The organism is Bacillus sp. FJAT-26390, assembly GCF_001682865.1.
Taxonomy (GTDB): domain Bacteria; phylum Bacillota; class Bacilli; order Paenibacillales; family Paenibacillaceae; genus Pristimantibacillus.
Genome location: NZ_MAQX01000001.1, coordinates 71,101 through 83,830, shown reverse-complemented (window position 1 = coordinate 83,830; position 12,730 = coordinate 71,101). Strand labels below are relative to the sequence as shown.

The following is a 12,730-nucleotide window of genomic DNA, read 5'->3' as shown; positions in this document are numbered from 1 at the left end:
CCTCCAAGCTTATGCCGCGATTACCAGCGAGCAGTCACCATTTTTTTGCGAGTGTAGAACTCTACGCCATCCGTGCCGTTGGCATGAAGGTCGCCGTAGAACGATTTTTTCCAGCCCGAGAACGGGAAAAATGCCATTGGAGCCGGTACGCCCAGGTTAACGCCAAGCATGCCCGCATCAATCGTCTCGCGGAACTGCCTTACGCTGCTGCCGTTGCTTGTGAATAGGCAAGCGCCGTTAGCGAAATCCGAACGGTTAGCGATTGCAATCGCCTCATCCAGCGTTTCCGCTCTCATAACGGACAGGACAGGAGCGAAGATTTCATCTTTCCAAATTTTCATCTCGCTGCTCACTTGGTCAAAAATCGTCGGGCCTACGAAATAGCCCGCGGATTGAACAGCTGCGTCTTTGCGGCCGTCACGAACGAGCAAGCCGCCTTCGGACTCGCCGGATTCGATATAGCCGATCGTTCTTTCTTTATGCGGCTTGCGAATAACGGGACCGAGGAACGTTCCTTCATCAAGCCCGTTGCCGATTGTAATGTTATCCGCCGCATCGGACAATCTGCGAACCAGCTCGTCGCCGACTTCGCCGACTGCAATAACGACGGCGCATGCCATGCAGCGCTCGCCCGCCGAGCCAAATGCCGCGCTGACGATTTCTTTAACCGTGAGGTTAAGATCCGCGTCCGGCATAACGATGGAATGGTTTTTGGCGCCGGCAAGCGCTTGAACCCGTTTGCCGTAAGAAGTGCCCGTTTTGTATACATATTCGGCTACCGGCTGCGACCCGACGAAGGAAATAGCCTGCACGTTCGGATGTTTCAAAATGCCGTTAACGACATCATGCGCGCCGTGAACGACGTTGAGCACGCCCGCAGGCAATCCCGCTTCGTGGAATAGCTCGGCAAGCCGGTTAGCCAGCAGCGGCGTACGCTCCGATGGCTTCAGGACGAAGGTGTTGCCGCATGCAATCGCAAGCGGGAACATCCAGCAAGGAACCATCATCGGGAAGTTGAACGGCGAGATGCCTCCAACGACGCCGATCGGATAGCGATACATGCCTGATTCCAAATTCGACGCAATATCAGGCAGCTGCTTGCCCATCATGAGCGTTGGAGCGCCAGAAGCGAATTCGACGCATTCGATGCCGCGAAGCACTTCACCGTACGCTTCGGCATAGCTTTTGCCATTCTCCGTCGTAATGAGGCGCGCAAGCTCTTCCCAGTGGTCAACGAGAAGCTGCTGGTATTTAAACAATACGCGGGCGCGTTTTGGAACCGGCGTCTTGCTCCAGGTTTCGAATGCTTTTTTGGCCGTTTGAACGGCTGCGTCTACATCCGCTTCGGAAGAGAGCGGAACTTGCGCCAAAATTTCCTCGGTTGCAGGATTATATACATTGTCATACTTTTCGGCAGAGGCCTCGACCCATTGTCCGCCAATCCAGTTTTTAATCGTAGTTGTCATGTTATTCCCTCGTTTCTTCAAGTTGTAAGCTTGCAAGGCGATAAACCCGGAAACCTAACTTGCGGTAATTTCCCCGCGATTGCAGCGTTCGATGTAATCCTTGACCTGCTCAACCGTTGGCATCGCATCCGAGCAGCTATGGCTGGAGATGACGATGCATGCTGCTGCGCTTCCGAACTCCATGCTCTTCTCCAGCGTCAATCCCGACATGATGCCGTAAATGAAACCAGCCGCGTAGGAATCGCCTGCCCCGAACGTTTTGACGACTTTGGCAGGGTACGACTTCGCCCGATGCTCCAAACCATCCGTCGTATAGGCAATCGAGCCTTCTTTGCCATGCTTGATGATGACGATTTTCGCGAAATGGTTGAACCACTTGGAAGCGGTGAACCGGTCGCTGTGCTCCACGTTTTGCTCGAACCGCTCCATGCTGTCGAACTCTTCGCGCGTGCCAATGATAATGTCGCTTTTTTCTGCCGCTAGGTTGTAATATACGGCTGTTTCTTCGGGAGATACCCATGTATAAGGACGGAAATCGATATCAAAAATGACGGTAGTGTCATGCTTGCGGGCATAATCCAATGCCAGAAGCACGGCCTCGCGTGAAGGACTTGCCGCAAGCGCCGTTCCAGAGACGAGAAGCGCTTTGCTGTCTGCAATGAGCGACTCGCTCACTTCCAGCGGATTAAGCAGCAAATCGGCAACGTTATCCCGGTACATGAGGATACTGCATTCCGAAGGGCTTTTAATCTCGGTAAAAGCAAGGCCCGTAACAGCTCCCGTCTTGTCTGTCACGACATGGCTTGTATCGATCCCCTCATTGTCGAGGTAGCTGCGAATAAATCTGCCCATCTGGTCGTCCGCGATTTTGCCGATGAACGCCGTTTTGTTGCCGAGCCGGCTCATTCCGATCGCGATATTTGCCGGTGATCCGCCTACATATTTCGTAAACGTCATCGTCTGCTCCATTGGGCGGTTGATCTCGTTCGCATTGAGATCGATGCAAAGACGGCCAATTGCCGTAAAATCAAACTTCCTATCGGAAGGAAAAGAAATGGTAGACAATTTATACACTCTCCTTCTCACTTATTAAGGAGCCAAGATACTCGATAGCTTTTGCCGCATACTCGCGTGCCGGATGCTCGCCCGGATCCTGCTCGCCCTCAAGAAGTGCCCAGCCATCATACTTCCGATCCATTAGCTCACTTAAAATCGGACGGAAATCAATATTCCCGTCTCCCGGAACGGTGAAAACGCCATTGCGGATGCATGTGACAAAATCGACGCCAGACGCTTTCGCTTCCTCAAGCCGGTTCACGCGCACATCCTTCAGATGAACATAAGCAACCCGGTCATAATGCTTGCGAAGCAGCGCCGCGGGATCCGCCCCGCCATACAACGCATGGCCTGAATCAAACAGCAGGAACACCGCTTTAGGATCGGTCAATGCCATCAGCTTGTCGATTTCCTCCGGGCTTTCAACCGCCGTTCCGCCATGATGGTGATACGTCAGCTTTAGTCCATATTCCAGCGCGATTTGACCGGCGGCATTCAAGCCTTCAGCCAGGCTCGCCCAGCCTGCTTCGTCCAGAGGAATCACTTCGGTCTCGTTCGGCGTGCGGCGGGGGTCAAAATGCAGCGACCCGCCAACCTCGCAGGTGCTGATGACCTTGCTTCCCATCTGCTGCAAAAACTCAGCATGCTTGCGGTAAGCTTCCAGCTCCGATTCCCGGTAGGCGGGATCGGAGAACAGCACCGATTTCCATTGGGAGACAAGCTGGATATTCCGCTTTGAAAGCTCCTGCTTAAGCAGCTCGATATCGGTCGGAAACTTTCTCCCCATCTCCGTACCTCGCAAGCCGAGCGCTTGAATGTCGTCCATAATTTGTTCGTAAGTCGTGTGCTCGCCATGCTCCTTTACGTCTTCGCCGACCCAATTGATCGGATGAACGCCTAATTGAAAAGGAAACAATGCCATCTATAATTCCTCCTAGTAGGCTTTTGCCTGTGCCAGCTTTTTGTTCATTTCGTTATGCGCCGCAACAACCTTTGCACTCTCCGATACAGCTGGAACGCCAACGTTCCACCATGACTCGTAGCCGTCCGTATTCGTTCCGGCCAGAACGGGAATTTCAATTAGCGTCGTGCGCGTCTCCGCCTTCGCTTGCTTAAGCGCTTGGCGAAGCTCCTCGCTATTTGACGCTTTGTATGAAGCAAGTCCCAAGCTGCGGGCATGACCCGCAAAGTCGATTGGCAATGGCGCGCCGGAATAACGGCCCGTCTCAGGCTCGCGGTACCGGAATTCATTGCCGAAGCCGTCGCTGCCGTGCCCGCGCTGCAGGTTATGAATGCATTGGTAGCCGTGGTTGTCGAACAGCAGCACCGTGAGCTTTCTTCCTTCCTGCAAGCTTGTCACCAGCTCGGAGTGAAGCATCAAGTAGCTTCCGTCTCCCACAAGGGCGTAAACTTCCCGGTCTGGCTCCGCCAGCGCCGCGCCAAATGCGCCGCTTACCTCGTACCCCATGCAGGAGAAACCGTACTCCATATGGTAGCCGCCCGGCGAGCCAACCCGCCATAAGCGTTGAAGATCGCCGGGCAAGCTTCCTGCTGCGCAGACGATAACGGCATCTTCATCAATCGTTTCATTGATGACGCCAAGCGCCTGCGTCTGCGCGAAGCCATCTTCCCGCTCCAGCGTATACAGCCGGTCAATTTCGGCATTCCACTCCGCATTGACTTCAGCAATCTCGCCGTCTTTATAGCCGGATGCATATCCTGCTTCCGCAAGCCCTTCCGCCAACAGGCGGATCGCTTCCTTGGCATCCCCTGAAAGTGCCGTGCCTTCCAGCTTTGCCGCATCCATCCGGTTAATGTTGATGTTCAGAAATTGGACGTCCTGATGCGGGAAGGCCGACTTGGAGGCGGTCGTAAAGTCAGAGTAACGAGTCCCGACGCCGATGATTAGGTCTGCTTCTTTAGCCAGCCTGTTTGCAGCCAATCCGCCGGTTACGCCAATGCCCCCGACGTTAAGCGGATGATTCCAAGGCAGCGAGCCTTTGCCCGCTTGCGTCTCGGCAACGGGAATGCCGAATTTTTCGGCGAATGCGGCAAGCGCCTCCGTCGCGAAGGAATATTGCACGCCCCCACCCGCTACGATAAGCGGTTTGCGTTTCGAGCTAACAAGCTCGACCGCCCGTTTCACCGCGTCTGTCGATGGCAGCTGGCGATCTACGACATGTATCCGTTTCTCAAAGAACGATGCCGGATAGTCGTAAGCTTCCGCCTGCACATCCTGTGGCAACGCCAGCGTAACCGTTCCGGTATCCGCCGGGTCCGTCAACACCCGCATCGCTTGAAGCGCCGCGCTCATCAGCTGCTCTGGCCGCACGATGCGATCCCAATATTTGCTCACCGGCTTGAAGCAGTCCGTCGCCGAAATCGTATAGTCATGCCCGGCTTCCAATTGCTGCAGCACCGGATCGGGCTGCCTGGATGCAAAGTTGTCTCCCGGAAGGAGCAGCAGCGGGATGCGGTTAACCGTCGCCGTGCCGGCTGCGGTTACCATATTCAAGGCGCCGGGACCGATCGAAGTCGTGCAAGCGTAGATGCTTGTGCGGTTCAATTGCTTGGCATATGCGGTCGCCGCGTGCGCCATTCCTTGTTCGTTCTTGCCTTGCACGAAAACCAGGTTGCCCGGGCTCCGTTCCAACGCTTCGCCGATGCCCGTTACGTTGCCGTGGCCAAAAATGCCCATTACCCCGGCTACGAACTTCGTTTCTGCACCGTCAATGGAAATGTACTGTTGATCGAGAAATTTCAATAAGGCCTGTGCCATTGTTAACCGGATTGTGCTCATAGTATCCTCCTCGACTACTGAGTTAAGCGCTTATTATATTAACCCTTTCAAAATAACTATATAGTAGATTATAATAATAGGTAAAGCGCTTAATCTATATATTACAATTAAGCGCTGCGCAAATCAATCATAATTTAGGGAGGAATTATTTTACATGGTTATTTCCGATCTTCAGCCGCACTGGGAAACCGTGCTTCGCGTATCACCGATTTTGTACATGGACCGCCTTGAGCCGTTCAAGCCGATACGCGTCGGGGTTACCGTATTCGAATCCCCCGCTCCGTCTCCCTCCTTCGATCGCAGCATCGAATTCGATACCTCCCGCATCCGCACAGTCATTGAATATGCGATCTATTGGGATTACGATATCCAGCATATTTACGATTTGGAGCATGTATGGGTGTACATCGACCATGAAGGCGAAATCGCTTCCTGCGAAGCCAGCTTCCATGGCCGGTATTTCATCGGCTTGCTGCCGGACCGCAGCAATTTGTCGGCCGACAACCGCGTAAAGCTGTTCGTTCAGCCAGGCAAACATGCCATGCTTCCGAATCAGGACTTTTTCCATTTGCTGCCGAACGTCGAAAGCTGCTGCCAAGCCGAAGCCGGCGTTGACGGCGTGCTGGAGCCTGACATGTTCAGCGGCCAGTTCAAAGCGGGAGAAGACATCGATGAACGCGCCGAGAAACATTTGCGTGAATTCAGCTTCCAGCCTACCTTCGATTTCGTTCCCCATAAATGGGCTTCGGACGCCTTCGTTCCGTGGACGGAACTGACAAAGGAAATTCCGATTCGGATGAAAGCTTTGCTCGCCGAGCTTTAATAAAGCAAGCCCTTTAAACAGCACCCCTAAGAATAAGCATTGGAAAAACCGCCAGGTTACTCCAAACGCATTCTTAGGGGTGTGTTTTTATGGCGGTTAAAAAAGCATGGCTTAAAAACTCCAACACCCATGGAACGCCAAAAAAGCTGGCGCCGTTAAACGGTGCCAGCTTGCTGCAGCTTTTTCATGTCCGAGGTGCTCCCCTATTAAAACTGCCGCCTGTTCGGTTCTTATTTGCGATTCGATGCCAAGCGGAGCTGGAAGCGGAATTTCGCGTCATCCCCATACCACATCGGAAAGTTCGTTCCCCAAATATTGTTATGCAGATTAAAATGCCATCCTGTATCCATGGATACAAAGGAATTGTCGAATTGCAGCAGTCTTTTTTGACCCGGAGCAACCAGCGCGGAATCAAGCGGCGATATCACGGCCGAGCCGTCCGTGCCTTCATAGGCTACGCCGCTGTTCAAGGCATGCAGATTCCGGTTGCCGTCCTTAACGACCCGCGAAGGTGAAATCGCTTGTCCGAGCTTGTCCATCGTCCACAAATTCGGGTTATCCAGCTTCAGCGCGCAGCCGAACCAGCTCGCCTCAGGCAAACGGTTGGCGTCTTTGCCGAACCACTGCAAACAAACGTCGATTTCTCCAGTCCTATGGAATCGATATTCAAGCTCAAGTTCCTTCGGTGCGCCGTATTGTTCATGAGCCGCTTCAGGCATCTGAAGCCGCAGAACATAACGTTCAACAAATTCGCCGCCGATCCACCGCAAATCGGTTACTTGCGGATGGAACAACTGGTTGCTTGGTAGCGGCCTTACGAATTCAAAGCCTGGCTTGCTGAAATCCGCATCTGCCCACGGATGAGTAACCGGTAAATTTTGCATGTAAGTGCGGAAATAGCGTCCGTAATCATCCGTACCGAAGTTTTCGTACGCGTAAGCGCCAAACGGATGACTCTCGTCGACCCACTCCTTGCCGTTGCCGTCTATTAGACGGATTAACGCCCCGTTTTCGCCGAACGCCAGCTCATAGCCGCCGCTGCGATAGGTTTGGCGAATGTTCCTCGTCTCCGAGCCTGATACATCCGTTTTCGCTGGAGTCAACTGCGCAAGCGCGCTTAGCGCTTCCTCCTGTTTGTCCTTCGCAAGGAAAGAGATAGCCTGATCGACATACTGCCGCTGCTCCTTCCACGAGCTTTCGATCATCGAATAAGAGCGTACGCTTTGCTCGGCGGCGAACAGATCGCTCGAATGGCGGTCGAATTCATCCATGGCAAACGCGCCGATATATCCGAATTTCGCAGGCATGTCCTCAAGGTCCACGATGTCTTTGATCCGTGCCTCGTTAAAGTCCGTTTTTGAGTAGTTCCGGAAATCGGGCAGCCATTTTTTCACGTCAAGCCCCCATGTATGCTCGGCAACGAGCATCAGCGCCTTGCTCATCTCTTTATATTCAGGATCGGTTTCCTTCATCCGGCCCTGCGCCAGCCATTCCTTCCTCAGGCGAAGCAGCTCCCGGTAACGCGCAAGCTTGAGCGGGTCCGTGCCGGCTCCATGAATCCAAGTATCGCCCAGCTCTTCGCGGACGACCGGCAAGCTGCCGCTAACCGCAAGCAAACGTTCGGCAAACGCGTCCATTGTCGAAGCAATGACTTCCGCTCCGGGATAAGCCTTACGGAACTGGTCGAACTGCTCCCGAATCTCTTCCGTGCTCGGCGGACCGCAGTTGTCTCCCGTATGCGCAAACACAAGCACGTCGCCCAATTCATCCAGCTCCAATGCTTCCCCATAAGTACCCGCGTAGTTGACGATGATTTCCGAGCCGTCATCCGCCTGCCAGCGGAACAGCCTAGGCACGTCTGGGCGCTTCGAAGCCGGATTGACGCCTAGATGCAGATAGCGTAAGCCCGCTTGCTGCATATAATGAACTAGACCAAGCGTGTGCCCCGGCACGTCGGTCATTTTTGCGGCAATCGTCTTCTTGCCGAAACGTTCGTCCAGCTCTTGGCTTAACGATATGCCAAATTGCAGAAGCTCGGGGTCCATAAGCTCGGTATGCGTCGTAAAAGGCAATCCGTGCCAAGCGATATGTCCGTTGGCAATCGCGTTCTCCATCCGCTTCTTCCCTTCGGGGGAAGCCTCTTCGAGATAATGGTGGATCAGCCATGAACCCGTCGTCCACAGAAAGCGTTCGCTTCCGCCTTCCGCCTCCAGCTTTTCCGACAGCTCGATCGCTTTCGGAATATATTCTTCCATATACTGCTTAATAACATGCTCAGCCAAATGCGTGAAACCGATATCCAGATGCGTTTTAAAAATGACATGCACTTTTTTGATCTTTGCCATGACTTTGTCTACCTCCAACAATCTTGATGTCTTTGCCCAGCGCAACGCCATTAACCGTATTAAACCGGTTTAATAAAAGCGCGAGGTTACCAGCGCCTGATGTCAGGCTACTGGGAAACACGAATCCTATACGTTTGTCCTGCCTTCGTTGTGAACCGTAATACGCCGTCAACTGACAACTCTCCCTTAACCTCAGAGCCGTCCTGTGTAACGGATAGTGAAGCTGCGGATGCCAGTGCGCATTCCTCTCCGAGAAGCGAAATAATTTCAGCTTCTTCCAGCTTGCCGTCCCGCCAGCGAATGTGGACCTCGAAGCCTCCACGGGCACGCAATCCCTCTACCTTGCCTTCTTGCCATGAGTCCGGAAGCGCCGGAAGCAGCTCCATGAATGGCTGATGCGATTGCAGCAGCATCTCGGATATGCCAGCCGTTACCGCGAAATTGCCATCGATCTGAAACGGCGGATGCGCATCAAATAGGTTCGGATACAGTCCGCCCTTTTCGTAGTTTTCCGATTCCTCACGCACGATCCGCATTAAGTTGGACAGCAGCTGCAGCGAACGGTTGCCATTTCGGAAACGCGCCCAAAAGCCGATTTTCCACCCCAAGCTCCAGCCTGTGCCTTCGTCTCCCCGTCTCTCCAGTGAACGTCTTGCCGCTTCAAAATGCTCAGGCATGCTGTTTTCAGTAATTTGTCTGCCCGGATACAAGCCAAACAAGTGGGAAGCATGGCGGTGATGAGTATCCTCATCCTCGAAGTCCTCAAACCATTCTTGAAGCTGGCCGTGGCTTCCGATTTGCAGCGGGTACAGCTTGTCTTTCATTTGCTGCAGCTCCGCCGCGAATGCTGCGTCCTCGCCAAGCCATTCGGCGGCTTCGATACAATTCGTAAACAAATCCCAAATCAGGGACATATCCATCGTTGAAGCCATGCTGATTCCGGCGAGCTTCTCGCCATAACGAAGCTTATGCTCCGGCGAGGTGGATGGATTGGTCACGAGTCGGCCTTGGCCGTCATCCTCAAGAAAATCGATGCAGAACAAAGCAGCTTCCTTCATCGTAGGATAAGCTTGTTTCCGCAAATAAACAAGATCCCTGCCAAAAGAAAAATGTTCCCATAGATGCTGAGCGAGCCAAATACCGCCCATTGGCCACAATACCCAAACCGCATCGCCTTCGCCCCATCCGCCTGCCGGCGCGGTGTGTCCCCAAATATCCGTATTGTGATGCGCGACCCAACCGCGTGCGCCGTAATGCGTTTCCGCTGTCCGTTTGCCGGTTACCGCGAGCTGGCCGATGAAATCAAGCAGCGGTTCATGGCATTCGGCGAGATTGGCTGTTTCCGCTGGCCAATAATTCATTTGCGCATTAATGTTGAGCGTCCAATTGCTGCTCCATGGCGCCCGGGTTGCGGCATTCCAAATGCCTTGCAGGTTCGCCGGAAGCGTTCCTGGGCGCGAGCTCGCGATCAGCAAATAACGGCCATACTGGAATAATAACGCGATCAGCGACGGATCACCAGACCCGTATGCGGTTAGTCTCTCGTCGATCGGCGTATTCGCTGGAGCTTTCGATTCGCCGAGCTGCAGCTTAACTCGGTCAAACAACGTTTTGTAATCGATTATGTGGGAAGCACGCGCTGCATCGTAGCTTTTGGCAAGCGCGCTTTCCAGATAGGATAGCGCTGTTGCAGCTGCATCCTTGCCTTGGCTGAAAGGCAGCTTGTCTTGTCCGTTAAAGCTTGTTGCGGCGCTAAAATATAACGTTACCCGGTCAGCCTCGGTAATATGAATGCCCGATGCATCCGTACGGACGCTTCCGCCTTCCGTCTCGGCATGGATATAACCCGCGAAGCGCATCGCCTCCGACGAATTTTCGTCGCCGTACACGATCGGCTTGTTAACCTCGTAATAGTTCGGCGATACATGCTCCGGCGCCATGCCACGCAGCACAAAACGGTTCCCTTCCGCCGACACCCGGTGGCGCAGCGTGCTGTCCAGGCGAGCGTGAACCTCAAGCATACCCGGAACGCTAGCTTCAAGGCGGATGATCAGCGTCTGATCCGGATGCGAAACGAAAGATTCCCTGACGTAATTTACGTCCCCAATCCGGTATTGCACGCTCGACACTGCGGTTTCCAAATCCAGCGAGCGAGAATAATCCTTCGCCAAATCGCCATGCCCGAAATTCAGAAGAAGCTCGCCAAACGGCAAATAGGATTGCGTAAACGAACCCATCATTTCCTTGCTTGCTGCGTCAGCCTCCGCATAGCGCCCTTCTCTTACGAGGCTCCTTACCCGCGGCAGCGCTTCCAATGCGCTCGCTTTGTTCGTGTCTCTAGGCATTCCCGACCATAACGTATCTTCGTTTAGCCCAAAACGGTCTCGTTCGACACCGCCGAATTGCATCGCGCCAATACGGCCGTTGCCTAGCGGAAGCGCTTCCGTCCACACGGCGGCCGGCTTGTTAAATTGAATTTTCATCCCTAGCACCTCTGTTTTATCATATTTGTAAAAGCAGGCGTCAATCCGGGCTCAACCGCGGGTTACGAACCGATTATCCGAGGTTTCTGCTTCGCTGCATGCCGTAAGGCGTATGGCATCCTCTGCACGGAGCGTTCCTATGGCGGACTGAATCGTATTGTTTTGGAACACCAGCCCACGCGTGCTCTTGGCCTCCATCACCCGGGCTTCACCCATCTCAAAGCTGTTATCGACAATTCGAATGCCAAAATGAACGGGAGCTTCCAAATCGATCTCCTCGTTTTCCGGCAAGATGGAAATGACAGGCAGCTCCGCGTTGCCGCATTCCACGAAACGATTGCCCTCTACGGTCAAATCCTTCACCGCGCCGGATTCATACCAGGACACGGCGTCACCTGATACGAGGACGGCGCTCATCCGCATCCTCTCGAACACGTTCCGCTTAATGACGGCATGCCGGGGCGTGGTGACCAGAACGCCTCTTGTCGGAATTCGGGCAAAATAATTGTCCGTAATTTCAACCTCCGGCGTCCAGGTGATGTTCTCGACAACGTCGCCCAGCTTGGCGCTTGCCGGTACCGGTTTTTCGAGCGTCAGCAGCATCTCGCGGGGATTGACCAGCTTTGCTTCTTTGACCCGGTTGCCGCCATAGGAAGTAAGTGAATGTGACCGGACAAAATGAATGTCATCCCCGGCATGGAACGCCGAGAAACCAAAGGTTTGCGGGTGCATGAACCGGACAATGGCTTCATGGGCGGAAGGTATGCCGACGAGCTGCAAATAGGTGCCGTGAACGTTGATCGCATCGTCATGCGCTCCGGCGAAATGGCTTTTCGTTACCGAAATTTTCCCTTTGCAGCCCGACAAATGGACAAAATCCGCGAAGGCGGCAACCGTCCGTCCCGTTTCCTTGCGCGGGGAAAGATTCAATTCCCTTAACGTTATATTTTCGCTGAATTGCCCCACTATTCCGAGCCCATGCATAAAGTGCATGGCTACGCGCTCCAATCGAATATCCCTGCTTTGATGAATAAACGCGCCTACCTGATCGCGAATGCCGTCCCTTGCTTGAAGAACCCATCCTTCGGCCAAATCGGGAACCTGCGCGTAATGAAGCCTGAGCTTTCCGGGCTGCAGCTCTTCGGCGCGCAAAGCCTGCTCAATCACGTTGTCGATGCGCCAAGTCGTGTTGCGATCGGTGTCGCACGCTTGCATCGGGCCTTCGTGAAAGCGCCAGCCTTCGCCGATCCAAAAGAGCTTCTCCCCGTGGATTTCATAACGCGAGTCGGAGTGGACAACGATATCGATGTAGGCGCTTCCTATTTTCTCAATCGACATTTCTGCAACGGTCGGCCAAGCATAATCCATGCGCAAATTGCGGATCTCGATCCGCTCGCTGGCTTCGATCACAAGCAAGGTCATCTTATCATGAAAGACAAAAAGCGCGTCTCCCCCTTCAAGCGTGAAATCAGCCAAGTTCTTCAAATAAATCGCGATCGTCTTTACGGGATTCGGGTTTTCCGTCTCGCTTGCCGTATTCGTAATGGCATAAGCCGCCTTTGTTGCGGAAGCCGCATAAAAATCATAGCGCCCCGGAGTCACGACCAGCTTTGCGGGACCTCCCGCTTCAGAGACGGCTTCCATCGCCCGCTGCATCGCTGGTGTGGCGTCCTCTCCCGTACCCGGAATCCCGCCAAACGCACTGAATAACAATGTTTTAACCTCATTTTGCTTCACTGCTGACATAAGCTATAGCT

The 12,730-nt window shown here is 53.7% G+C and carries 8 protein-coding genes; 1 reads left to right on the top strand and 7 read right to left on the bottom strand.

Features of this window, described 5'->3' with window-relative positions; translation table 11 throughout:
* Window positions 1-20 precede the first annotated feature (20 nt).
* Genes A7975_RS00420 through iolD form a run of 4 tightly spaced genes read right to left on the bottom strand, consistent with a single transcriptional unit; the run spans window position 21 to window position 5,322 of the window.
* Complete coding sequence (locus A7975_RS00420) at window positions 21-1,466, bottom strand: CoA-acylating methylmalonate-semialdehyde dehydrogenase (protein WP_065383811.1); 1,446 nt, start codon at window positions 1,464-1,466, stop codon at window positions 21-23.
* A 54-nt stretch (window positions 1,467-1,520) separates the two neighbouring features.
* Entirely contained in the window at window positions 1,521-2,531 is a 1,011-nt protein-coding gene (iolC, locus tag A7975_RS00415) for a 5-dehydro-2-deoxygluconokinase (RefSeq protein ID WP_065383810.1), read from the bottom strand.
* 1 nt (window position 2,532) lies between these two features.
* Window positions 2,533-3,444 carry a myo-inosose-2 dehydratase gene (gene iolE, locus A7975_RS00410; RefSeq protein ID WP_065383809.1) on the bottom strand — a complete coding sequence of 304 codons (912 nt, stop codon included), beginning with the start codon at window positions 3,442-3,444 and terminating at the stop codon, window positions 2,533-2,535.
* Window positions 3,445-3,456: 12 nt separating this feature from the next.
* Window positions 3,457-5,322: a 3D-(3,5/4)-trihydroxycyclohexane-1,2-dione acylhydrolase (decyclizing) gene (gene iolD / locus A7975_RS00405; RefSeq protein WP_065383808.1), complete on the bottom strand. Its 1,866-nt coding sequence runs from the start codon at window positions 5,320-5,322 to the stop codon at window positions 3,457-3,459.
* Window positions 5,323-5,476: 154 nt separating this feature from the next.
* Between iolD and A7975_RS00400 the strand changes: the two genes are divergently transcribed.
* A complete protein-coding gene (locus tag A7975_RS00400; RefSeq protein WP_053375244.1) occupies window positions 5,477-6,145 on the top strand; it encodes a hypothetical protein in 669 nt (222 codons plus the stop codon).
* Window positions 6,146-6,375: 230 nt separating this feature from the next.
* Here A7975_RS00400 and A7975_RS00395 read toward each other — a convergent pair whose 3' ends face one another.
* The 3 genes from A7975_RS00395 to A7975_RS00385 form a co-directional block, all read right to left on the bottom strand.
* Window positions 6,376-8,490 (bottom strand): DUF5054 domain-containing protein, encoded by a 2,115-nt coding sequence (locus A7975_RS00395; protein ID WP_065383807.1) that lies wholly within the window; start codon window positions 8,488-8,490, stop codon window positions 6,376-6,378.
* Window positions 8,491-8,597: 107 nt separating this feature from the next.
* Window positions 8,598-10,973, bottom strand: coding sequence for a glycoside hydrolase family 95 protein (locus tag A7975_RS00390; protein WP_065383806.1), 2,376 nt, complete (start codon window positions 10,971-10,973; stop codon window positions 8,598-8,600).
* A 51-nt stretch (window positions 10,974-11,024) separates the two neighbouring features.
* A complete protein-coding gene (locus A7975_RS00385; protein WP_065383805.1) occupies window positions 11,025-12,719 on the bottom strand; it encodes an alpha-1,3-galactosidase-related protein in 1,695 nt (564 codons plus the stop codon).
* Window positions 12,720-12,730: the final 11 nt, after the last annotated feature.

What these genes read in the sequence shown, in the direction of transcription:
- A7975_RS00420 (WP_065383811.1), bottom strand. Translation starts at nt 1,466, where the DNA reads ATGACAACTACGATTAAAAACTGGATTGGCGGACAATGGGTCGAGGCC.
- iolE (WP_065383809.1), bottom strand. Translation starts at nt 3,444, where the DNA reads ATGGCATTGTTTCCTTTTCAATTAGGCGTTCATCCGATCAATTGGGTC.
- iolD (WP_065383808.1), bottom strand. Translation starts at nt 5,322, where the DNA reads ATGAGCACAATCCGGTTAACAATGGCACAGGCCTTATTGAAATTTCTC.
- A7975_RS00400 (WP_053375244.1), top strand. Translation starts at nt 5,477, where the DNA reads ATGGTTATTTCCGATCTTCAGCCGCACTGGGAAACCGTGCTTCGCGTA.
- A7975_RS00395 (WP_065383807.1), bottom strand. Translation starts at nt 8,490, where the DNA reads ATGGCAAAGATCAAAAAAGTGCATGTCATTTTTAAAACGCATCTGGAT.
- A7975_RS00390 (WP_065383806.1), bottom strand. Translation starts at nt 10,973, where the DNA reads ATGAAAATTCAATTTAACAAGCCGGCCGCCGTGTGGACGGAAGCGCTT.
- A7975_RS00385 (WP_065383805.1), bottom strand. Translation starts at nt 12,719, where the DNA reads ATGTCAGCAGTGAAGCAAAATGAGGTTAAAACATTGTTATTCAGTGCG.